The sequence below is a fragment of the Pseudaminobacter soli (ex Zhang et al. 2022) genome (genome assembly GCF_014595955.1).
In the GTDB taxonomy this organism is placed as follows: domain Bacteria; phylum Pseudomonadota; class Alphaproteobacteria; order Rhizobiales; family Rhizobiaceae; genus Kumtagia; species Kumtagia pseudosoli.
In genome coordinates this window covers 179,907-201,862 of record NZ_JABVCF010000013.1, presented here as the reverse complement: position 1 = coordinate 201,862, position 21,956 = coordinate 179,907, and the positions used below count along the sequence as shown (strand labels likewise).

Here is a 21,956-nt window from a genome sequence, read left to right as displayed (position 1 = left end):
GGAAAGATCTGAAATGGCGAAGACCAGCTCAGTCGAGAAGAACAACCGGCGCCGCCGGCTGGTGGCCCTGAAGGCCGCCAAGCGCCAGGCTCTGAAGGCCATCATCATGGACCAGAGCCTGCCGATGGAAGAGCGTTTCCGCGCGCAGCTCAAGCTCGCCGCGATGCCGCGCAATTCGGCCAAGGTGCGCATCCGCAACCGCTGTGAGGTGACGGGCCGTCCGCGCGCCTATTACCGCAAGCTCAAGATGTCGCGTATCGCGCTGCGCGAACTCGGTTCGCTCGGCGCCGTGCCTGGCCTGGTCAAGTCGAGCTGGTAAGGAGGTCACGACATGTCCCTGAATGATCCGCTCGGCGATATGCTGACCCGCATCCGCAACGCCTATGGTCGCAAGAAGACCAAGGTGTCCACGCCGGCCTCGCGTCTGCGTGCCCGCGTCCTGGAAGTGCTGAAGTCCGAAGGCTATATCCGCGACTTCTCCCAGACCGATTTCGAGAACGGCAAGTCCGAGATCGAGATCGAGTTGAAGTACTTCGACGGTGCGCCGGTGATCCGCGAGATCGCCCGTGTGTCGAAGCCGGGCCGCCGCGTTTACGTGTCGGTGAAGTCGATCCCGCAGGTCGCCAACGGGCTGGGTATCTCCATCCTGTCCACGCCGAAGGGCGTTATGGCTGACCACGAGGCCCGCGAGCAGAACGTCGGCGGCGAGATTCTCTGCCAGGTGTTCTAGTCAATAAGTAGTTCGTCAGTCGTCGGTCGTCGTTTTCGAATAACGACCGACGAACACAACGAACGGCGAGTTAGGAAAGAGGAGACAAACAAATGTCTCGTATTGGCAAGAGACCCGTGAAGGTGCCGGCTGGCGTGACCGCTTCTGTCGACGGTCAGACCGTGACCGCCAAGGGGCCGAAGGGCGAGCTGAAGTTCGTCGTCAACGACGAGGTGCTGGTCAAGCTGGCGGATGGCGAGATCGCGGTCGAGCCGCGCGACGAGAGCAAGGATGCCCGCTCCAAGTGGGGCCTGTCGCGGACCCAGATCGTCAACATTCTCGAAGGCGTGACGAAAGGCTTCGAGAAGCGGCTCGAGATCAACGGCGTCGGCTACCGTGCCGCCATGCAGGGCAAGAACCTGCAACTCGCTCTTGGCTTCAGCCACGATGTGATCTACGAGGCCCCGCAGGGAATCACGATCGCCGTGCCGAAGCCGACCGAGATCGTCGTGTCGGGCATCGACAAGCAGGTAGTCGGCCAGGTTGCGGCCGAGATCCGTGAGTACCGTGAACCCGAGCCCTACAAGGGCAAGGGCGTGAAGTACGCCGGCGAGCGGATCGTCCGCAAGGAAGGCAAGAAGAAGTAAGTCAACGCCACGGAGGGCGGTCGCGGGAAGCTTATCCGGTTTACCGCAGACGGCCGCCACCGTTTTACAAGGCAGGGAAGTCGATTATGTCCGCCAAGGAAGTCATGCAGAGGCGCGCGCAGCGCGTTCGCCGCCAGATCAAGAAGGTTGCCGGCGATCGCCCGCGTCTTTCGGTGCACCGCTCGTCGAAGCACATCTATGCCCAGATCATCGACGATGCCAAGGGCCACACCCTGGCTGCAGCGTCGACGCTGGACAAGGATCTGAAGGCCAGCCTGAAGACCGGTGCGGATAGTGCTGCCGCTGCGGCAGTTGGCAAGCTGGTCGCCGAACGCGCCGTCAAGGCCGGCGTCAAGGAAGTCGTGTTCGACCGTGGCGCCTACATCTATCACGGCCGCGTCAAGGCGCTGGCCGACGCCGCGCGCGAGGGCGGTCTGAGCTTCTAAGCCGTCCCGGCGCTGTATGGCGCCGGTGACACAACAGCAACCCGTGCTTCCGGAAAAGAACAAGGACAGGATATGGCACAGGAACGTAGGGAAGGTCGCGGACGCGACACGCGCGATGAGCGCGACAGCGAGTTTGTCGACAAGCTCGTCCACATCAATCGCGTCGCCAAGGTGGTGAAGGGCGGCCGTCGCTTCGGCTTTGCCGCCCTGGTTGTCGTCGGCGACCAGAAGGGCCGCGTCGGCTTCGGCCATGGCAAGGCGCGTGAGGTGCCGGAAGCCATTCGTAAGGCGACTGAGGCCGCCAAGCGCGATCTGATCTTCGTGCCCCTGCGTTCCGGCCGTACCCTGCATCATGACGTCGCCGGTCGTCACGGCGCCGGCCGCGTTCTCCTGCGTTCCGCCAAGGCCGGTACCGGCATCATTGCCGGCGGCCCGATGCGCGCCGTTTTCGAGACGCTCGGGGTGCAGGACGTCGTCGCAAAGTCGATGGGTACGTCGAACCCGTACAACATGGTGCGTGCGACCTTCGACGCTCTGAAGAATCAGATGCACCCGAAGGACGTGGCTGCCCAGCGCGGCATCAAGTATTCGGCGCTGCAGGCGCGTCGCGGCAGTGCTGTCGCGGCCGAGGAATAGTGGCGGTCGAGGAGTAGCATCATGGCAAAGCAAGCGACCAAGACCATCACGGTCGAGCAGATCGGCAGTCCGATCCGCCGGCCCCAGCAACAGCGTGCGACGCTGATCGGCCTCGGGCTGAACAAGCTGCATCGTCGCCGCACCCTCGAGGATACGCCGTCTGTGCGCGGCATGATCCGGGCAGTGCAGCACCTCGTCCGCGTCGTGGACGAGAAGTAATCGGCGCGCCAGGAGAGTTACGATGAAACTGAACGAACTTCGCGACAACGAAGGCGCGAACAAGTCGCGCAAGCGGGTTGGCCGCGGCATCGGCTCCGGCTCGGGCAAGACCGGCGGCCGAGGCGTCAAGGGCCAGAAGTCCCGCTCGGGAGTGGCCATCAACGGCTTCGAGGGTGGCCAGATGCCGCTCTACCGGCGCCTGCCGAAGCGCGGCTTCCGCAATCCCTTCTCCAAGAGCTACAACGCCATCTCGCTGTCGCGCATCCAGGCGGCAATCGATGCCGGCAAGCTCGACGCCAACGGAACCGTCAATGCTGAAGCCCTAATCGAGGCTGGCGTCATCCGCCGTCCGCTCGATGGCGTGCGTCTGCTTTCTGACGGCGACTTCAGCGCCAAGCTGACCTTCGACGTGGCCGGCGCCTCCAAGGCTGCGATCGAGAAGATCGAGAAGGCCGGTGGCTCTGTGCAGCTTCCCGAGAAGAAGGAGCCGGTCAAGAAGATGGCTCCGAAGGCCAAGAAATAGTGCTGATCAAGCGGCGGCCGTCCGCGCCCGCCGCTTGCAACACCGGCGCCCCGGTCCTATGTCGGGGCTTCGTCGGTTCGTGCCGCCGCTGCGGCCCTCCTGCGTGAGCATGCGGAGAATTCTATATGGCATCGGCTGCCGAGCAACTCGCCTCCAATCTCAATTTCGCGGCCTTCGCCAAGGCTGAGGATCTCAAGAAGCGCATCTGGTTCACTCTGGGTGCGCTTCTGGTCTATCGGCTCGGCACCTATATTCCGCTCCCGGGCATCAATCCTGAAGCGTTCGCGCATGCCTTCAACCAGCAGAGCCGCGGCGTGCTTGGCATGTTCAACATGTTCGCGGGCGGCGCCGTCGAGCGCATGGCGATCTTCGCGCTGGGCATCATGCCCTACATCTCCGCCTCGATCATCATGCAGTTGATGACCTCGGTCGTGCCTTCGCTCGAGGCCCTGAAGAAGGAAGGCGAGCAGGGCCGCAAGATCATCAATCAGTACACCCGCTACGGGACAGTGCTCTTGGCGCTCGTCCAGGCCTATGGCATCTCGATCGGTCTCGAAGGCGGCAGTGGTATCGTGACCGATCCCGGCTGGTTCTTCCGCATCTCGGCGGTGATCACGCTTGTCGGCGGCACCATGTTCCTGATGTGGCTCGGCGAGCAGATCACCGCGCGCGGTATCGGCAACGGCATCTCGCTGATCATCTTCGCCGGCATTGTTGCCGGCCTGCCGAATGCGATCGGTGGTACGCTTGAACTCGGCCGCACAGGCGCGCTCTCCACCGGCCTGATTCTCGCCATCATCGTGCTGGCGATCGTCGTGATCGGCGTCATCGTGTTCTTCGAGCGCGCCCAGCGCCGTCTGCTGATCCAGTATCCCAAGCGGCAGGTTGGTAACCGGATGTTCCAGGGCGATACCTCGCACCTGCCGCTGAAGCTCAATACTTCCGGTGTCATCCCGCCGATTTTCGCCTCGTCGCTGCTACTGCTTCCTGCCACGGTGGCGGGCTTCTCGAACACCCAGAACCTGCCCGGCTGGGCGAGCAGCATCCTTGCGACTCTTGGTCACGGCCAGCCGCTCTACATGGCGCTCTATGCGGGCATGATCGTCTTCTTCGCCTTCTTCTACACGGCAATCGTGTTCAATCCGAAGGACACGGCCGACCAGTTGAAGAAGCATTCCGGCTTCATTCCCGGCTATCGGCCCGGCGAGCGGACTGCGGAGTACATCGACTATGTTCTGACCCGTATCACCGTGATCGGTGCCATCTATCTCGTCGTCATCTGCCTCTTGCCCGAGTTTCTGATAACGGCCACTGGCGTTCCCTTCTACCTTGGCGGTACATCGTTGCTGATTGTAGTGAGCGTCACGCTCGATACGGTTGCACAGATTCAGGGCCACCTGATCGCGCATCAGTACGAAGGTCTGATCAAGAAGTCGAAGCTCCGGGGAGGCAAGAGGAACAGATGAGGTTGATACTGCTGGGGCCGCCAGGAGCGGGGAAGGGAACCCAGGCCCAGAGGCTGGTCCAGAAGCACGGCATTCCGCAGCTTTCCACCGGAGACATGCTGAGGGCTGCGGTCAAGGCGGGGACCGAGGTGGGCAAGCGTGCCCAGGCGATCATGGATTCCGGTCAACTCGTTTCGGATGAGGTCGTGAACCAGATCGTTAGCGAGCGAGTCGACGAGCCGGATGCGAGGAAGGGGTTCATCCTCGACGGCTATCCACGGACCGTGGCCCAGGCCGAGGCGCTCACCCGCATGCTGGCCTCCAAGGGCCAGAAGCTGGACGCGGTCATCGAGCTCAAGGTCGACGAATCGGCCCTTCTGGAGCGCATGCAGAAGCGCGTGAACGAGACTCATGCCGCAGGCGGCCAGGTCCGCGCCGACGACAATCCGGAAGCGTTCAAAAAGCGTCTGGACGAATACCGGCGGAAGACTGCGCCCCTTTCCCAATACTATGCCGGGACCGGGGAACTGCGGACGATCGACGGGATGGCCGACGTTGATGCCGTCACCGGTAAGATCGAGGAAGTGCTGCGAGCCTACGCGGAGTGACCCCGCGGCTGGGCGCCGCACCGCAGGCGGTTGCATGACTTGGTGTTGACAATGGGGCCGTTCTGGACTATGGCGGCCAGTCTCCCAATCAGGCATGGCGATGTTTTGCCGGTCCGAGAGGACCGTACGTCCGCTTTGAAGATGGAACACCCGCAAGGGCCGGCCTCCACCGGACGCGGGTACTTGAAGCGCCGGTTTATCCGGCCCACATGGAGTAGGAAAGAATGGCCCGTATTGCCGGCGTCAACATACCGACCAACAAGCGCGTCGTGATCGCGCTCCAGTACATACACGGCATTGGCAAGAAGTTCGCCCAGGAGATCACCGACAAGGTCGGCATCCCGGCCGAGCGCCGCGTCAGCCAGTTGACGGACGCCGAGATCCTGGCCATTCGCGAGGCCATTGACCGCGACTACCAGGTCGAAGGTGACCTGCGTCGCGAGGTCTCGATGAACATCAAGCGGCTGATGGACCTTGGCTGCTACCGCGGACTGCGCCACCGCCGCAGCCTGCCGGTTCGCGGCCAGCGCACGCATACCAATGCCCGCACCCGTAAGGGTCCGGCGAAGCCCATCGCGGGCAAGAAGAAGTAAGGCAATCGGCAGGTCGGCAGTCGGTATTCGGTTCTGATCCGTTTGCCGACTGCCTAATTCCGACTGCCCTCCAGGTGTAGCCGCTGGCACTACGGCGGCGTCGAGATCGAACGAAAGGACTGATATGGCCAAGGAAGCCACACGCGTTCGCCGCCGCGAGCGCAAGAACATTTCGTCGGGTGTCGCTCACGTGAACTCGACCTTCAACAACACAATGATCACCATCACCGACGCGCAGGGCAATGCGATCGCCTGGTCTTCGGCCGGCGCCCAGGGCTTCAAGGGCTCGCGCAAGTCGACGCCGTTCGCTGCCCAGATGGCCGCCGAGGATGTCGCCCGCAAGGCGCAGGAGCACGGCATGCGTACCCTCGAGGTCGAGGTTTGCGGCCCGGGCTCCGGCCGTGAGTCGGCGCTGCGTGCACTGCAGGCTGGCGGCTTCACGATCACCTCGATCCGCGACGTCACGCCGATCCCGCACAATGGCTGCCGCCCGCGCAAGAAGCGCCGGGTCTGATTGTTGATTTTAGCCGCCGCGGGGGCGCCGTCGTGCGCCCGCGCGGCATTTCCAGATCGCCCGTCACGATTGGATGGTGGCGGGGTATTGGAAGGACCGTACGATGATCCAGAAAAATTGGCAGGAACTGATCAAGCCCAACAAGATCGAGTTTTCCTCGAAGGGCAAGACGCTGACGACGCTTGTTGCGGAACCGCTGGAGCGGGGCTTCGGGCTGACGCTCGGCAACGCGCTGCGGCGCGTCCTGCTGTCGTCGCTTCGGGGCGCCGCGGTCACCTCCGTGCAGATCGATGGCGTCCTGCACGAGTTCTCCTCGATTCCGGGCGTGCGCGAGGACGTCACCGACATCGTGCTGAACATCAAGGAAATCGCCATCAAGATGGAAGGCGAGGGTCCAAAGCGCATGGTCGTGCGCAAGCAGGGCCCCGGCGCCGTCACCGCCGGTGACATTCAGACCGTCGGCGATGTCGAGATCCTGAACCCCGACCATGTGATCTGCACCCTCGACGAGGGCGCGGAGATCCGCATGGAGTTCACTGTCGACAACGGCAAGGGCTACGTGGCGGCCGACCGCAACCGCGCCGAAGATGCTCCGATCGGGCTGATCCCGGTCGACAGCCTCTACTCGCCGGTCAAGAAGGTCTCCTACCGCGTCGAGAACACCCGCCATGGCGAGGAACTCGACAAGGACAAGCTGACCATGACGATCGAGACCAATGGCTCGATCAGCGGCGAGGACGCGGTCGCCTACGCGGCGCGTATCCTGCAGGATCAGCTCGGCCTCTTCGTCAACTTCGAAGAGCCGCAGAAGGAAGTCGCCGCCGAGCAGGTCACCGAGCTCGCGTTCAATCCGGCGCTGCTCAAGAAGGTCGACGAGCTCGAGCTTTCGGTGCGTTCGGCCAACTGCCTGAAGAACGACAACATCGTCTACATCGGCGACCTGATTCAGAAGACGGAAGCCGAGATGCTGCGCACGCCGAACTTCGGCCGCAAGTCGCTCAACGAGATCAAGGAAGTTCTCGCAGCCATGGGTCTCCATCTCGGCATGGAAGTCCCGGACTGGCCGCCGGAGAACATCGAAGACCTCGCGAAGCGTTACGAAGACCAATATTGAGCATGATTCCAAGGGCCGGGGGCGCGAGCCGTCCGGCCCGACGGTCATGCGGAAAACCATCAGAGGCCGTGGCCTCTTGAACAACCTAGAAGGAAAAGAGCCATGCGCCACGGTTTCAAAGGCCGCCGCTTCGCCCGCAGTGCAAGCCACCGCAAGGCAATGTTTGCCAACCTCGCTGTCTCGCTGATCGAGCATGAGCAGATCGTGACCACCCTGCCGAAAGCGAAGGACCTGCGTCCGATCGTCGAGAAGTTGGTAACGCTCGGCAAGCGCGGTGACCTGCACGCCCGCCGTCAGGTGATTGCCCAGATCGGCAACGAGGACGTCGTGAAGCGCCTGTTCGACACCCTCGCGCCGCGTTACGCCACCCGCAACGGCGGATATCTGCGCATCATGAAGGCGGGCTTCCGCCACGGCGACAATGCCCCGCTCGCGGTCATCGAGTTCGTCGATCGGGATACCTCTGCGAAGGGTGCGGCTGACCGCGCTCGCCTCGAGGCTGAAGCCGAGACCGCCGAAGCCGCCTGATCGGTTTTCGCGCCGGCCGCTTGGCCGAATTTTCGGAACGTACAGAACCCCGCCGCGTACCGGCGGGGTTTTTCATTTTGGGGTGCTGTTCCCAAAAGGCGGGCGGGGAATCACCTAACCGCGTCATCCCGGGCGGAGCAGGAGCGCGAGCGACTGCGCTGACCCGGGACCCATTACGGTTGATCCAAGATTATGCCTGACAACCAAAGCCGCCCATCCGCGTTTCCCAGTGTCCTAGGGAAGCAAGGCGCATGGCAGGAGCAAAGCAGTCCGACCGTTCGAACCTGCCACCTGTGCGTATTGGCACATCCGGCTGGCATTATCGGGACTGGTGGGGGCCCTTCTTCCCCGAGGGCGTGAAGCAGAAAGACGCGCTTCGTTATTATGCCACGCGCTTCGACTGCGCCGAGCTCAATGCCCCCTTTTACCGTACACCGACAGAGGCTGCAGTCGAGGCCTGGTTCTCATCCACCCCCGACGATTTCCGCTTCGCCTGGAAGGCCTCGAAATTCATCACTCATTGGCGGCGGCTGATCGTCAACGAGAATTCGATGAATCTCTTGGAGCAGCGGATTTCGCTTCTCAAGCACAAGCTCGGCCCGGTCCTGTTCCAACTCCCGCCCAAGATGGAATGCAATCTTGAACGGCTCGCGATCTTCCTGAAGCATCTGCCCAAGGGGCGCAGTTACAGTTTCGAGTTCCGCCACCTTAGCTGGTACCAGGCGCGGGTGTTCGAGCTGTTGGGGGATCACAATGCCGCGCTCTGCCTTTCGGATCATGCCGACGCTCCGGCGCCGTGCGAGGTGACCGCGGACTGGGTCTATATCCGTAACCACGGGCCGAGCGGCCGCTATCACGGTAGCTATATCGATGGGCAGTTGAGGGATTGGGCCGAATCGATCGCCACATGGCGGGGGGAGGGCAGGCAGGTCTGGTGCTTCTTCGACAATGACGTGAAGAGCGCTGCTCCTGCCGATGCTGAGAGGCTGATCGAGCTTGTCGGTCGACACGAGCTTATGGGCGTGGCTCGGTAGCGGCCCCGGCCTTTCCTTTTGCATAATCATGGCGTCTAAGGGGCCGTTCCTCAGGAGGATTCGCATGGCGCCCAAGGGCATTCTGGCCGTACTGCTTTCCGTCTGGCTTTCCCTTGGCATGGCCTTCGCCGAGGAAAAGCCTGCCGCCAAACAGGGTGACCCTGGGCTGAAGGAGGTGCTCAGGGACCTCCTCGACAGGATGGAGGAGCCTCCTCCGCCTCCGGCGCTTCCTGGAAAGCGGCTGCCCTTCGGCCGGCCGGAAATTCAGCTGTCATATGCGCCGCTGGTGAAGGAGACCGCGCCGGCAGTCGTCAACGTCTACGCGTCGCGGCAGGTGAGGGCGCGTTCTCCCTTCGCTGGCGATCCGTTCTTCGAGCGGTTCTTCGGCGGCAACGCTCCCCCGCGAGCCCAATCTGCCCTCGGCTCTGGCGTGCTGGTCGACAAAAGCGGCATCGTCGTCACGAACTACCACGTCATCAATGACGCGGACGAGGTGAAGGTGGCGCTGTCCGACGGCCGCGAGTTCGAGAGCAAGATGTTGCTCAAGGACGAGTCCATCGATCTTGCCGTGTTGAAGATCAACGGCGAGAGCGATTTCCCGACGATCGAGATCGGTGACTCGGACGCACTGGAAGTGGGAGACCTGGTGCTTGCCATCGGCAACCCGTTCGGCGTCGGGCAGACGACGACCAGCGGCATCGTCTCGGCGCTCGCCCGCTCGCATATCGGCGTCTCGGACTTCGGCTTCTTCATCCAGACGGATGCTGCTATCAACCCCGGCAATTCCGGCGGCGCGCTGATCAACATGACCGGCCAACTGGTTGGCATCAACACTGCGATCTTTAGCCGTAGCGGCGGCTCGATCGGTATCGGCTTCGCCATCCCGTCCAACATTGTCCGTGCGGTCGTCAACGCCGCCCGCAACGGCCAGGATTTCTTCGAGCGCCCCTATATCGGCGCGACTTTCGAGCCCGTCACCGCGCAAATTGCCGAGGCGCTAGGCCTCGACCGTCCGAAGGGTGCATTGGTCGCCGGCGTGACCGAAGGCGGACCAGCCGCCAAAGCCGGACTCAAGCCCGGGGACGCTGTGCTCTCGATGAACGGCATCGCCATCGAGCACGTCGACGCGCTGGGCTATCGGCTGTCGACGCAGCCGATCGGCGGCAAGGCGGCGCTGAAAGTGTTCAGCGGCGGCGAGGAACGTACGGTGGAGGTCGCACTGGAGCGTGCCCCCGAGGGCTCATCGAGCCAGCCGGTCACCATCGAAGGCCGCAGTCCCTTTGCCGGGGCCAAGGTGGCCGAGTTGTCGCCGCGTCTGGCGCAGCGGCTGAGGATGCCTGCCGAGGCCGTTGGGGTCGTCGCTATCATCGATGTCGGACGGGGCTCTCCGGCGGCCGGTGTAGGCCTCCGCAAAGGCGATCTCGTGCGCGAAGTGAACGGTGAGGTGATCAAGGGCGTCGATCAACTGGAGAAAGTCGCCAAGCTCGACACGCGCTGGTGGCGCTTCACCGTCGAGCGCGAGGGTCAGTTGATACGGCAGATGCTGAGGTATTGAGGCCAGGGGCCGTAAACATCGCGGCCGGGCTCCTGCCTACCATCGGGGCGGGAGCTTCCGTGGTGCGTGATCCCGGCTCTCCCTTCGCTTCGCTCCAGTCGGCCGGGATGACGTGGCCCACCCCTCTCCCCGTCCGGCTGCGGAGAGAGTAAGGGTGAGGCCCACTGCGACTGAAGAAGAGCCATGGCCGATCTGTTTGCCCAAGAGGAACCGAAGCGAAAGGAGAGCGGCCGCCCACTGGCGGATCGCCTGCGGCCGGCCAAGCTTGCCGATGTCGTCGGGCAGGAGCACCTGACCGGCGAGGACGGGGTGCTGACGCGCATGATCCATTCCGGATCGCTCGGCTCCATGATCTTCTGGGGCCCGCCGGGAACGGGCAAGACAACGGTCGCGCGACTGCTCGCCGGCGAGACCCATTTGGCCTTCGAGCAGATCTCGGCGATTTTCTCTGGTGTCGCCGACCTGAAGAAGGTCTTCGAGGCGGCGCGGCTGCGTCGCGCCAACGGCCGCCAGACCCTGCTCTTCGTCGACGAGATCCATCGCTTCAACCGAACCCAGCAGGACTCCTTCCTGCCCGTCATGGAGGATGGCACTGTCATCCTTGTCGGCGCGACCACGGAGAATCCGTCCTTCGAGCTGAATGCGGCGCTCCTTTCGCGCGCTCGCGTGCTCGTCTTCCAAACGCTGGGTGAGGAAAGCCTGGAGAAGTTGCTCGCACGCGCCGAAGCCGCGGAAGGCAAGCCGCTGCCGCTCGACAAGGAGGCGAGGGCGGTCCTCGTCAGGATGGCGGACGGGGACGGCCGCGCCACGCTCACGCTGGCCGAGGAGGTGTGGCGAGCCGCCCGGCCCAGCGAGATCTTCGATGCGGCGGCCCTTCAGCGGGTCGTGCAGCGCCGCGCGCCTGTCTACGACAAGAGCCAAGACGGTCACTACAACCTGATCTCCGCCCTCCACAAATCCGTGCGCGGCTCAGATCCGGACGCGGCCCTCTACTATCTCGCGCGCATGCTCGATGCCGGCGAGGACCCGCTCTATCTCGGCCGCCGACTGGTCCGCATGGCGGTCGAGGACATCGGCATGGCCGACCCGCAGGCGCTCGGCATCGCCAACGCGGCAAAGGATGCCTACGACTATCTCGGCTCGCCGGAAGGCGAACTCGCTCTGGCGCAGGCGACCGTCTACCTGGCGACTGCGCCGAAATCGAATGCCGTATACACCGCCTACAAGGCCGCCATGCGCGCGGCGAAGGAACACGGCTCGCTCCTGCCTCCGAAACACATCCTCAATGCGCCGACAAAACTAATGAAGGAAGAGGACTACGGCGCCGGCTACCGCTACGACCATGACGAGCCCGACGCCTTCTCCGGCCAGGATTATTTTCCCGAGAAGATGGGCCGTCGGACCTTCTACGACCCTCCGGACCGCGGTTTCGAGCGCGAGATCAGGAAGCGGCTGGATTATTGGACGAAGCTGAGGGCGGAGCGGAACAAGTAGGCCCCATCAACCCCACACCGGTCTGCTTCGCAGACCACCTCTCCCGAAACCGGTGAGGGGGCGGAACAAAATGCGATTGGGCTGGCGTTGAGCGGGCACGCAGAAATGTATCACCTGTTGCTCGTCTGCCTTGGCGGCCTGCTCGGCGGAGTGGCGCGGTTCCTTGTCTCGGGCCTTGTTGCCCGAACCGTGGGCGAAACCTTTCCATGGGGCACCATGGTGGTGAATATCAGCGGGTCTTTCGTGATCGGCATTCTCGCAGCCGTCGTGCAGGCCCATGACCTTCCCGCCCTCTGGGCCTTCGCTGGGACCGGCTTTCTGGGTTGCTACACCACTGTATCGTCCTTCAGCCTCCAAACGCTAGCGCTCGCCCGCGAGGGCGAATGGGTGCGAGCAGGCGGCAACGTGCTGCTCTCGGTTGCTGTCTGTCTCGGAGCGGTCGCGTTGGGCCTTGCGGCGAGCTCAGCATTCGCGGGAGGGGCGGGCTGATGGGAGTGATGCGGGACGGGCATCGGCAGGACGTGCGCGACGCGATCGCCGTTTATGCGGTCGTGGCGCTGGGCAGCGTGGTGGGCGGCGTGCTGCGCGCGCTGGCATCCTCTGTGAGCCTTGCCATATGGGGCCCCGGTTTTCCGGTCGGCACGCTGATCGTCAATGTGGTCGGCTCCTTGATCATCGGCTTCTATGCAACGCTCACGGGCCCCGACGGCCGCGTCTTCGCCAGCCCTCGGCAGCGACTGCTCGTCATGGCCGGCTTCTGCGGAGGGTTCACCACCTTCTCGACCTTCAGCCTCGAAACGGTCATGCTCATGCAAAGCGGCGAGTTGCTCGTGGCGGCTGCCAACGTTGCGGTATCGGTTGTCACTTGGCTTGCCGCCGTCTGGCTGGGCCACATGCTTGCGACGCGCCTCAACCGGCTGAAAGGGTCCCGGCCATGAAGATCCCCAATCAGGCTCAGTTGCTCCGCATCTTCATCGGGGAGAACGACCGGTCGAATGGCCGTCCCTTGTACGAGGCCATTGTACTGAAGGCGCGCGAGATGCATCTCGCCGGCGCGACCGTGTTTCGTGGTGCGATGGGCTTCGGCCATTCCAGCCGCCTGCATACCAGCAAGATACTGCGCCTCTCCGAAGACCTGCCGCTGGTGATCGAGATCGTCGACAGCGAGGAGAAGATCGCCGCCTTCCTCCCGATGCTGGAGAGGATCATGGCGAGCGGCCTCGTCACTCTGGAGAAAGTTCAGGTCCTGCAATATGGAACCGACAGCGAATGAAACCGACCGGGACGCAGTGACTGGGACATGGCAGGCGTAGAACAGATCAAGGTGGAGGACGGCGAGGCGGGCATGCGGCTCGACCGCTGGTTCAAGGCACATTATCCCGGCCTCGGCTTTGGCCATCTGCAGAAGTTGCTGCGCTCTGGGCAGGTGCGTGTCGACGGCGCGCGCGCCAAGGCGGACACCCGCGTCGAGCCCGGCCAGACGATCCGCATCCCGCCGCTCGACGTCGACCGTAAGGGCGACGCGCCGCTGACGCAAAGGACGATGCGCGGCGTCGAGGACGGCGAGGCGCTCTCCCGCATGCTGCTCTACGAGGACGACAAGGTCTTCGTCTTCGACAAGCCCGCGGGCCTCGCCGTGCAGGGCGGGTCGGGCGTCACGCGCAGCGTCGATTCCATGCTCGAGGCCTTCCGCAACAAGAAGGGCGAGAAGCCGCGGCTGGTGCACCGGCTCGACCGCGACACCTCCGGCGTGCTGGTAGTGGCGCGCACGCGACTGGCTGCGATGAAGCTCGCAGAGGCCTTTCGCGGGCGCGACGCCAAGAAGAAATATTGGGCGCTGGTGAAGGGCGTGCCGAAGAAGCGCGACGACAAGATTTCGACCTGGCTGGTCAAGGAGCAGACGCCCGACGGCGACCGCATGCGGGTCGCTCGGCATGGCGAGGAGGGGGCCGATCATGCGGTCTCCTACTACCGCGTCGTCGAACAGGCGGGGCAGGCGCTGGCCTGGCTGGAGATGGAGCCCTACACAGGCCGAACCCACCAGCTGCGCGTCCACGCCGCTCATATCGGCCACCCGATCATCGGCGACCCGAAATATTTCGAGGCGGACCAGAACTGGGAGTTCCCGGGCGGCATCCAAAACCGGCTGCACCTGCATGCGCGGCGGATCGTGATCCCGCATCCTGAGCGGGGCGTGATCGACGTCACGGCGCAGTTGCCGCCGCACATGCGCCAGAGCTGGAACCTGCTCGGCTTCGATGACGCGAGCGCCGAGGACGAGGCGTGACGGCCGCCGGCGTGGCGGCACCCCGCATGCGGGCAATCGATGCAGCGGCGGTAGCGATCATGATCGGCCTCACCTTCTCGTGGGCCCTGAACGGGGTTGCCGCCAAGCTCGCCAATGCCGGCTACAACCCGGTGCTGCTCACCCTGCTGCGCTCGCTGATCGGCACGGTCTGCGTCTTCATCTGGTGCCGCTGGCGCCGCGTCCCGCTGTTCGAGCGCGACGGGACCCTGCTTGCCGGCTTCGCCGCCGGCATCCTGTTCGGCGGCGAGTTCGTGCTCATCTATATGGGCCTCGACTTCACCACCGTGGCGCGCAGCGCACTGATGGTCAACACCATGCCGTTCTGGGTGCTGCTGGGAGCCCATTTCCTGCTGGGCGAGCGCATGTCTGCGCAGAAGCTGGTCGGACTGGTCCTGGCATTCGGCGGAGTCGTGCTGGTCTTTTCGGATCGCCTCAGCCTTCCCGATAGAGATGCGATCAAGGGCGACCTGATGAGCCTCGCCGCCGGTGCGTTCTGGGCCGCAACCACGCTCGTCATAAAGGGCTCGAAACTTGCAAAGACAAGCGCGGAGAAGGTGCTGCTCTACCAACTCGCCGTGTCCGCGGTGGTGACGCTGCCCTTGCTGCCCTTCGCGACGCCGCTGGTCCGGGAACCCTCCGCGCTGGCCGTCGGTGCGCTGCTCTTCCAGGCAATCTTTGTTGTCGGCTTCACCTACGTGGTCTGGTTCGGGATCATGCGGCGCTACCCCGCCGCGGGTCTCTCCAGCTTCACATTCCTGACGCCGGCCTTCGGCGTGCTCCTGGGTGGCACGCTGCTCGGCGAGCCCCTATCTATCCAGATATTCCTGGCGCTCGGTCTGATCGCCGCCGGCCTGGTTCTGGTCAACCGGGTCTCGAAATCACAGGCAAGCTGATGAGAGAACTTCTGAACGATCTGGAGGCCGGCCGCCACCTGTCCGACCCTGATCCGGTCCGCCGTGCGCAGATCCAGATGAAGGCGCCGCTGCCCAAGCGCTTCTACAAGGACGTTTCGGTGGCGGCAGGGGAGAACGGCGGCTACGTCGTCAAGCTCGACGGCAGAACCGCGAAGACACCGGCGGGTACCGTGATTGAACTGCCGACCGAGACGGCAGCCCGCCTCGTGGCGGACGAGTTCGATGCCCAGGCTGAGGTAATCGATCCGGTGACCATGCCGGTGATGCGCCTGGTGAACACAGCGATCGACGGCGTGGCGCGCCAAGCGGACGCCGTGCTCGAGGACATCCTGCGCTTCGCCTCCTCCGATCTGCTCTGCTACCGGGCGGACGGCCCGGAGGGCTTGGTGCAGCGCCAGAACGAACATTGGGACTCCGTGCTCGACTGGGCGCGCTCAACGCTTGGCGCCCGCATGAACCTCGCCGAGGGGGTGATGCATGTCGAGCAGCCGCGCGAATCGATCGGCGCTCTCGGAGTGCATCTGCGCGGTCGCGCCGAGCCGCTTCGCTTGGCCGCACTCCATGTCATGACCTCGCTCACCGGCTCGGCATTGCTGGCGCTTGCCGTGGAAGCCAAGGCCCGCAATGTGGAGGACGCTTGGACCGCTGCTCACGTCGACGAGGACTGGCAGATAGAGCACTGGGGACAGGATGCCGAGGCAATGGCGCGCCGGTCCAATCGCAAGCGCGAGATGGTCGCGGCCGCGCGGCTGATCGAGGCACTGTAAGTGTAGGCACCTGCTTATCTAACCGCAGGGCTTCGCGTCTGGATTAGACTAAAGTCATAATTCCAAAGCCTAAATGCCGTAGGTTCGCTAATCTGTCATTTCTTCTGCGATGCGGACTCGGGAACACGAGTCCGGCCGATATGGTCCTTGTTCGAGGACCGATCGCAGGGGAGGAAACGATGTCAGTGACCGCAACCGCCGGCTCACGAAGCCGGAGCATGAGCCGGGAGGAGAAGAAGGTCATCTTCGCTTCCTCGCTCGGCACAGTCTTCGAATGGTACGACTTCTATCTTTACGGCTCGCTCGCCGCTTTCATCGGCGCGGCCTTCTTCAGCCAGTATCCGGAAGCGACGCGTAACATCTTCGCGCTTCTCGCCTTTGCCGCGGGCTTCCTGGTGCGGCCTTTCGGTGCGCTCGTCTTCGGCCGCATCGGCGACCTCGTCGGCCGCAAATACACCTTCCTCATCACCATTCTCATCATGGGCATGTCGACCTTTCTGGTCGGCCTGCTGCCTGGATCCGCGACCTGGGGTCTTGCGGCTCCGGTCATCCTGATTGCATTGCGCATGCTGCAGGGCCTAGCGCTCGGCGGCGAGTACGGCGGTGCTGCGACCTATGTCGCCGAGCACGCGCCGGACGACCGCCGTGGCTACTACACCTCGTGGATCCAGACGACCGCGACGCTCGGCCTGTTCCTGTCGCTCGTCGTCATCCTTCTGATCCAGGGCATGTTGAGCAAGGAAGAGTTCGCCGCCTGGGGCTGGCGCATTCCGTTCCTCATCTCCGTCGTGCTGCTCGGGATTTCCGTCTGGATCCGGCTTTCGCTCAACGAGTCGCCGACCTTCCAGCGCATGAAGGAAGAGGGCAGGGGCTCGAAGGCGCCTCTGAAGGAGGCCTTCGGCCAGTGGCGGAACGCCCGAATTGCGCTTCTCGCGCTGCTCGGCCTCACCGCCGGCCAGGCCGTGGTCTGGTACTCGGGCCAGTTCTACGCGCTGTTCTTCCTGCAGAACGTGCTGAAGGTCGACTCCGTCTCGGTCAACATCATGATCGCGATTGCGCTGGCACTCGGTACGGTCTTCTTCGTCGTGTTCGGCTGGCTGTCGGACAAGATCGGCCGCAAGCCGATCATCATGGCGGGTCTTGCGCTTGCCATTGTCACCTACTTTCCGCTGTTCAAGGCGCTGACCTGGGCCGCCAACCCGGCGCTCGCCTCGGCGCAGCAGAACGTGCGGGCGACGGTGACGGCCGCACCGGGCGACTGCACCTTCCAGTTCAACCCGACCGGCACGCGCAAGTTCACGAAGTCCTGTGACATCGTCACTGACTTCCTCACCAAGAACTCCGTGCCTTACGACGTTGTCATGACGGCGGCTCCGGGTACTCCGGCGACCGTCAAGATCGGCGACGAGACCGTCGAATCCTTCGCGGTCGATCCAAGCCCCGAGGCCGCGCCCGACAACGCTGCGAAGAATGCGGCGCTAACGAAGGGAATCTTCAACGCACTGCAGGATGCGGGTTATCCGCTGGTGCGCGATCCCGTGAAGGTCGCTGACCAGAAGCTGGATGCGCTGGTCGCCGCCAATCCGAAGCTAAACCTGGACGCTGCGGCAATCCGGGCCGGCGAGAAGACCACGGTTCCGATCGAGCAGGCCATCAAGGACAAGCTGATCACTGCCGAGGAGGCCGCCGGAGCGACCGAAATCACGGTCTACACCGTCCCGGGCGCTGGGGTCTTCAAGATGGTGGCCGATCCTGCCGAGGTGAACTGGCCGCTGATCATCGGCATCCTGTTCATCCTGGTCCTCTACGTGACCATGGTCTACGGGCCAATCGCCGCGATCCTGGTCGAGATGTTCCCGACCCGCATCCGCTATACCGGCATGTCGCTGCCATACCATATCGGCAACGGCTGGTTCGGCGGCCTGCTCCCGGCGACCGTCTTCGCTATGAGCGCGGCGGCCGGCGACATCTACTACGGCCTCTGGTATCCGATCGCGATCTCGGCCATGTCGCTGGTCATCGGCATGATTTTCGTACGCGACACGCTCGGTACCGACCTGCATACGAAGGAATAGGGCGGACCTGAGCTCGACGAAAAGGCCCGGCGCTGAATGGCGCCGGGCCTTTTCTGTCTCGGAAGAGATTCTGGCTATCTATTCTGCTAAGCTACACGGGCAGAGCCCGCTATTCGCCCGGCTTTGGGTGCCTGGGCTTCTCGCGCGTTAGATACATCAGAACTAGGCCGAGGAGCACCGTGGCGATCGGAACCGCGCTTGTTACCAGAAGGGATTCCAGGTTCGTCATGGTTCGAGCCTTCCGAGTACCTTTCCTGCCATGAAATGTAATGCCGCGCTGGCCAGAAGGCAAACAAAGGCAGAAATCACGGGATAGATCAGTGAGGTGGCCGAGTTTCCAACCGCTGTTCCGATTATTGGTCCGATTGCGCCGACTGCGACCAATGCGACAGCCAAATTGTTGAAGTAAGTCGCGACCAGCTTTGTACGCTCGTTGTGAATGCCCCGTTGCTCATCCGTCACGGCCACGTCCTCCTCGCGGCCTTAGAATCGCATCACAACGTAAACAAAATGGCGCGGCCATCGCGCCAGATCAGACGAGCTTCTTCAAGCCATGCGCGACGAGGCGATTGCTGTTGTTCAATTCGCCGAACAGGCCAGCCAACCTTCACGCGCCGATCATCAGGTCAAGGTTCTGCACGGCGGCGCCGGAGGCGCCCTTGCCGAGATTGTCGTAGACAGCGAGCAGCACCGCCTGCGCCTTGCGGTCGTTGGCGAAGACGTAGAGTTCCATCCGGTTGGTGTCGTTGTGGCGCTCGGGATTAATCTCCGGCAGCCGCTCGACCTCGGCATAGGGAGCGACCACGACGTCGCTCCGCTCTAGGCTAGCATAGTGATCGGCGATCGCGGCATGAAGTTCCGCGCCCTTCGGCACGCGGCCGAGCGTGCCGAGATGCAGCGGCACCATCGTGATCATGCCCTGGGCGAAGTTGCCGACCACCGGCTGCATGATCGGGTCGCGCGAAAGCCCGGCATATTTCTTCAGTTCCGGCACATGCTTGTGTTGCAGGGTGAGGCCGTAGGGCAGGAACTCCGGCGCGTCTTCGCCCCTGGCTTCATAGTCCTCGATCATGGAGCGGCCGCCGCCGCTGTAGCCGGAAATGCCGCTCATGCTGACCGGCAGGTCGGCGGGTAGCAGCCCGGCGCTGATCAGAGGACGCAGCAGCGCGATCGGACCCTGCGGCCAGCAGCCGGGATTGGCCACGCGCTTGGAATCGGCGATGGCCTTGGCCTGCGTCTTGTCCATCTCGGCGAAACCGTAGGTCCAGCCATCCGCGACCCGGTACGCGGTAGAGGCGTCGATCACTCGGGTACGATCGTTCGAGATTAGTGAGACGCTCTCCTTGGCGGCATCGTCCGGCAGGCAGAGGATCGCGACGTCGGCGGCATTGAGAAACTCGGCGCGCGCGGCCGGATCCTTGCGGCGGTCGGTCGGGATGGAGATCACCTCGAGGTCCGTCCGGCCCGCCAGCCGGGCGCGGATTTGCAGCCCGGTTGTGCCGTGCTCGCCATCGATGAAGATTCTCGGAGCCATTTAAACCTTTCCAGCCCTCGCTTGTCCCTGAGCGCCTTCGCCGCGCAGATGTCGACCGCGCGGCCAATCAGTTCAGGCAGTCTCTCGCTGCTTGCGCTCGGCCAGTAGCCCCACATAGTGCTGGGCAACGGTCGAGGCGGCTATCGCGGTTATATCGGCATGGTCGTAGGGTGGCGCAACCTCCGCCACGTCGGCGCCGACCATGTCGAGTTGCGTTAGCTGGCGCAGCACAGAAAGGATCTTCGCCGAAGAAGGGCCGCCCGCGACCGGTGTGCCCGTGCCCGGCGCAAAGGCCGGGTCGAGACAGTCGATGTCGAAGGTGATGTAGGTCTTCCTGCCACCGGTCCGCTCGATGATCGAGTAGGCGATGTCGGACGCGCGCATCTCCTCGAGTTCGTGTCCGTAGATGATTTTGATACCGAAATCCTCCGGCGCGTGGGTCCTGATGCCGATCTGGATCGAGCGGTCGGGATCGATCACGCCGTCGCGCACCGCCCGGGCGACAAAGGAGCCGTGATCGATGCGCTTGCCGTCGTCGAACCATGTGTCCTGGTGGGCGTCGAACTGCACCAAGGCGAGGGGGCCGTACTTTTCAGCGTGCGCTTTGAGCAGCGGCCAGGTAATGAAGTGATCGCCTCCCAGGGTCAGCAGGAACGCGCCGGAGCGCAGCAACTTCTTCGCCTCCCGCTCGATCGTACCCGGTGTCTTCTGGTGATTGCCGTTGTCGATGAGGCAGTCGCCGTAATCGACCACGGCGAGCTTCTCGAACAGGTCCATGTGGAACGGGTACTGCGGGTCGTTGTCGAAGATCGCCGAGGCGCGGCGGATCGCCTGCGGCCCGAAGCGGGCACCCGGGCGGTTGGTGACGGCGCCGTCGAAGGGCACGCCCCAGACGACCACGTCCGCCCCTGCGACGTTCTTGGTGAAGCGGCGGCGCATGAAGGAGAGCGCTCCCGCATAGGTCGGATCGCCGGCGCGTCCCAGATTGGAGCGCGCTGTGAATGCGTGATCGATCCCGCTGGCCGGCATGCCGACTCCCTCTTTGTTTCGTGAGCGGTGAGGTATTGGCGGATTGTGGCGCTTGTGCAACCCTAAAACTGCTCGGGCACCGCCGCGATGCTCAGCCGGCTTCATTCATCCGGCTGTCACTGCGGGCAACTACTTCGGCCGCGACCTGATCCGGACCCGGAGTGATTCCCATGCGCCGATCGATCCTCGCCGCCGCCATCTCGGTTCACGCCTGTCTGGCCATGACGGGGGTGGCCCAGGCCAGCCGGGCCGACCAGATCATCGAGCGTATCGAGAACGCGAACCGCTGGCGCGACCATGTGATGATCGTCGCCCACCGGGGCGGCTGGAAGGAGAACGGCGAAGTACGCTGGGCAGAGAATTCGAAAGCCGGCGTGCGGCACGCGATCGCGCTCGGCGTCGAGATGGTGGAACTGGATGTTCGGACCTCGAAGGACGGCCACTATGTGGTGATGCACGACACCTGGCTCGACCGCACCACCACCTGCAGAGGCGAGGTGGCTGCCCGCACGCTTGTCGAGTTGAAGTCGTGCCACCTCGTCGTCGAGGGCTCGCGCGATGTCACTGACGAGGTGGTACCCACGATGGAGGAGATGCTGGCCCTGGCGCGGGGCAGTGTCGTGGTCAATATCGACAACAAGGTCGGACCCCAGCACATCCCCGCAATCCTGGCTCTGGCGCGTGGCATGGGCATGGAGCGATCCGTGATCGTCAAGGAGAACATCTGGAGCATGGAACGGCTGGCCGCCATCAAGGATGAGGTCGACGCCGCCGGGCCGGGTTTTCGCTTCATGCCGATTATTGCCGACGACGCGGTGGAGGATGCCCGCTTCATCGAAACCGTCGCGGGCAATTTCTCCGCAAACATGATCGAGATGGTCGCCTGGCGCGGCGATCGACGCAGGCTGGAGGCGGACGCCGGGCCGCTATTCAGAGCGCGCGTGCGGGCTGCAGCGATACGGGGCAACTGGCACATCTGGGTGAACACCTATCCCATCGTGAACAAACCGAGCGGCTTTCTCGCCCGCGGACGCGGCGACGAACTGGCGGTGCAGGCCAGCGTACCCGACGAGGTCTATGGCTATTGGGCGGAACACGGTGCGACCGTGATCCAGACCGACGAGCCGAAGGCCGCGATCGAGTGGCTGGAACAGAACGGCTATCGGGTGCCTTACGACCTGACCAACTAGCCCGGGCTTAACCTAGATTAATCGTTCATAAACCACGTTTTCAGGTCTTCCCGCTTCCGCGCAGCTCGATGTGT

Annotated in this window: 27 protein-coding genes; 24 read left to right on the top strand and 3 right to left on the bottom strand. The window is 63.7% G+C overall.

Translation table 11 applies throughout. The features are described 5' to 3' along the window. Positions 1 to 13 precede the first annotated feature (13 nt). The 23 genes from rpsN to HUI96_RS22680 all read left to right on the top strand — a co-directional run bounded on the left by rpsN (position 14) and on the right by HUI96_RS22680 (position 18,129). The gene (rpsN, locus tag HUI96_RS22790; protein WP_188256996.1) at positions 14 to 319 is read left to right on the top strand and encodes a 30S ribosomal protein S14; all 306 of its coding nucleotides are present in this window, start codon (positions 14 to 16) and stop codon (positions 317 to 319) included. 12 nt (positions 320 to 331) lie between these two features. Next, positions 332 to 730: a 30S ribosomal protein S8 gene (gene rpsH, locus HUI96_RS22785; RefSeq protein WP_188256995.1), complete on the top strand. Its 399-nt coding sequence runs from the start codon at positions 332 to 334 to the stop codon at positions 728 to 730. Between the two features lie 92 nt (positions 731 to 822). Beyond that, entirely contained in the window at positions 823 to 1,356 is a 534-nt protein-coding gene (gene rplF / locus HUI96_RS22780; RefSeq protein ID WP_188256994.1) for a 50S ribosomal protein L6, read from the top strand. Positions 1,357 to 1,442: 86 nt separating this feature from the next. Continuing rightward, complete coding sequence (rplR, locus tag HUI96_RS22775) at positions 1,443 to 1,802, top strand: 50S ribosomal protein L18 (protein WP_188256993.1); 360 nt, start codon at positions 1,443 to 1,445, stop codon at positions 1,800 to 1,802. Positions 1,803 to 1,874: 72 nt separating this feature from the next. Further along, complete coding sequence (gene rpsE, locus HUI96_RS22770; RefSeq protein WP_188256992.1) at positions 1,875 to 2,438, top strand: 30S ribosomal protein S5; 564 nt, start codon at positions 1,875 to 1,877, stop codon at positions 2,436 to 2,438. 21 nt (positions 2,439 to 2,459) lie between these two features. Further along, entirely contained in the window at positions 2,460 to 2,657 is a 198-nt protein-coding gene (gene rpmD / locus HUI96_RS22765; RefSeq protein WP_188256991.1) for a 50S ribosomal protein L30, read from the top strand. Positions 2,658 to 2,679: 22 nt separating this feature from the next. Continuing rightward, the gene (rplO, locus tag HUI96_RS22760; RefSeq protein WP_188256990.1) at positions 2,680 to 3,180 is read left to right on the top strand and encodes a 50S ribosomal protein L15; all 501 of its coding nucleotides are present in this window, start codon (positions 2,680 to 2,682) and stop codon (positions 3,178 to 3,180) included. A 125-nt stretch (positions 3,181 to 3,305) separates the two neighbouring features. After that, positions 3,306 to 4,646 (top strand): preprotein translocase subunit SecY, encoded by a 1,341-nt coding sequence (gene secY / locus HUI96_RS22755; RefSeq protein WP_188256989.1) that lies wholly within the window; start codon positions 3,306 to 3,308, stop codon positions 4,644 to 4,646. Beyond that, positions 4,643 to 5,233, top strand: coding sequence for an adenylate kinase (locus tag HUI96_RS22750; protein ID WP_188256988.1), 591 nt, complete (start codon positions 4,643 to 4,645; stop codon positions 5,231 to 5,233). The genes secY and HUI96_RS22750 overlap by 4 nt, the downstream gene beginning before the upstream one ends. Positions 5,234 to 5,457: 224 nt before the next feature. Continuing rightward, positions 5,458 to 5,826 carry a 30S ribosomal protein S13 gene (gene rpsM, locus HUI96_RS22745; protein WP_188256987.1) on the top strand — a complete coding sequence of 123 codons (369 nt, stop codon included), beginning with the start codon at positions 5,458 to 5,460 and terminating at the stop codon, positions 5,824 to 5,826. A 124-nt stretch (positions 5,827 to 5,950) separates the two neighbouring features. Further along, positions 5,951 to 6,340, top strand: coding sequence for a 30S ribosomal protein S11 (gene rpsK, locus HUI96_RS22740; protein WP_188256986.1), 390 nt, complete (start codon positions 5,951 to 5,953; stop codon positions 6,338 to 6,340). Positions 6,341 to 6,443: 103 nt separating this feature from the next. Further along, on the top strand, positions 6,444 to 7,454 hold the full coding sequence (locus HUI96_RS22735; protein ID WP_188256985.1) for a DNA-directed RNA polymerase subunit alpha: 1,011 nt from the start codon (positions 6,444 to 6,446) through the stop codon (positions 7,452 to 7,454). Positions 7,455 to 7,556: 102 nt separating this feature from the next. After that, positions 7,557 to 7,982 carry a 50S ribosomal protein L17 gene (gene rplQ / locus HUI96_RS22730; protein WP_188256984.1) on the top strand — a complete coding sequence of 142 codons (426 nt, stop codon included), beginning with the start codon at positions 7,557 to 7,559 and terminating at the stop codon, positions 7,980 to 7,982. Positions 7,983 to 8,233: 251 nt separating this feature from the next. After that, complete coding sequence (locus HUI96_RS22725; RefSeq protein WP_237684299.1) at positions 8,234 to 9,016, top strand: DUF72 domain-containing protein; 783 nt, start codon at positions 8,234 to 8,236, stop codon at positions 9,014 to 9,016. 64 nt (positions 9,017 to 9,080) lie between these two features. After that, positions 9,081 to 10,571, top strand: a complete 1,491-nt coding sequence (locus HUI96_RS22720) for a DegQ family serine endoprotease (protein WP_188256983.1) — start codon at positions 9,081 to 9,083, stop codon at positions 10,569 to 10,571. A gap of 183 nt (positions 10,572 to 10,754) precedes the next feature. Continuing rightward, positions 10,755 to 12,065 carry a replication-associated recombination protein A gene (locus HUI96_RS22715; protein WP_188256982.1) on the top strand — a complete coding sequence of 437 codons (1,311 nt, stop codon included), beginning with the start codon at positions 10,755 to 10,757 and terminating at the stop codon, positions 12,063 to 12,065. Between the two features lie 105 nt (positions 12,066 to 12,170). After that, positions 12,171 to 12,554, top strand: coding sequence for a fluoride efflux transporter CrcB (crcB, locus tag HUI96_RS22710; RefSeq protein WP_188256981.1), 384 nt, complete (start codon positions 12,171 to 12,173; stop codon positions 12,552 to 12,554). After that, on the top strand, positions 12,554 to 13,003 hold the full coding sequence (gene crcB / locus HUI96_RS22705; RefSeq protein WP_237684298.1) for a fluoride efflux transporter CrcB: 450 nt from the start codon (positions 12,554 to 12,556) through the stop codon (positions 13,001 to 13,003). Before crcB (HUI96_RS22710) ends, crcB (HUI96_RS22705) begins: the two co-directional genes overlap by 1 nt. After that, entirely contained in the window at positions 13,000 to 13,338 is a 339-nt protein-coding gene (locus tag HUI96_RS22700; protein WP_188256980.1) for a DUF190 domain-containing protein, read from the top strand. Before crcB (HUI96_RS22705) ends, HUI96_RS22700 begins: the two co-directional genes overlap by 4 nt. A gap of 27 nt (positions 13,339 to 13,365) precedes the next feature. Continuing rightward, the gene (locus HUI96_RS22695; protein WP_188256979.1) at positions 13,366 to 14,352 is read left to right on the top strand and encodes an RluA family pseudouridine synthase; all 987 of its coding nucleotides are present in this window, start codon (positions 13,366 to 13,368) and stop codon (positions 14,350 to 14,352) included. Continuing rightward, positions 14,349 to 15,266 carry a DMT family transporter gene (locus tag HUI96_RS22690; protein ID WP_425299274.1) on the top strand — a complete coding sequence of 306 codons (918 nt, stop codon included), beginning with the start codon at positions 14,349 to 14,351 and terminating at the stop codon, positions 15,264 to 15,266. Before HUI96_RS22695 ends, HUI96_RS22690 begins: the two co-directional genes overlap by 4 nt. Then, positions 15,266 to 16,054, top strand: coding sequence for an ATP12 family chaperone protein (locus HUI96_RS22685; protein WP_188256978.1), 789 nt, complete (start codon positions 15,266 to 15,268; stop codon positions 16,052 to 16,054). Before HUI96_RS22690 ends, HUI96_RS22685 begins: the two co-directional genes overlap by 1 nt. A 179-nt stretch (positions 16,055 to 16,233) precedes the next feature. Further along, positions 16,234 to 18,129 carry an MFS transporter gene (locus HUI96_RS22680; RefSeq protein ID WP_188256977.1) on the top strand — a complete coding sequence of 632 codons (1,896 nt, stop codon included), beginning with the start codon at positions 16,234 to 16,236 and terminating at the stop codon, positions 18,127 to 18,129. Positions 18,130 to 18,354: 225 nt separating this feature from the next. On the opposite strand, the gene HUI96_RS22675 is transcribed toward HUI96_RS22680, so the two are convergent. From HUI96_RS22675 to speB, 3 genes are all read right to left on the bottom strand, one after another. Then, entirely contained in the window at positions 18,355 to 18,591 is a 237-nt protein-coding gene (locus HUI96_RS22675; RefSeq protein WP_188256976.1) for an amino acid transporter, read from the bottom strand. A 145-nt stretch (positions 18,592 to 18,736) separates the two neighbouring features. Further along, a complete protein-coding gene (argC, locus tag HUI96_RS22670) occupies positions 18,737 to 19,663 on the bottom strand; it encodes an N-acetyl-gamma-glutamyl-phosphate reductase (protein WP_188256975.1) in 927 nt (308 codons plus the stop codon). 72 nt (positions 19,664 to 19,735) lie between these two features. Continuing rightward, the gene (gene speB / locus HUI96_RS22665; RefSeq protein WP_188256974.1) at positions 19,736 to 20,692 is read right to left on the bottom strand and encodes an agmatinase; all 957 of its coding nucleotides are present in this window, start codon (positions 20,690 to 20,692) and stop codon (positions 19,736 to 19,738) included. Between the two features lie 170 nt (positions 20,693 to 20,862). Between speB and HUI96_RS22660 the strand changes: the two genes are divergently transcribed. After that, positions 20,863 to 21,882, top strand: a complete 1,020-nt coding sequence (locus tag HUI96_RS22660) for a glycerophosphodiester phosphodiesterase family protein (protein ID WP_188256973.1) — start codon at positions 20,863 to 20,865, stop codon at positions 21,880 to 21,882. Positions 21,883 to 21,956 lie beyond the last annotated feature (74 nt).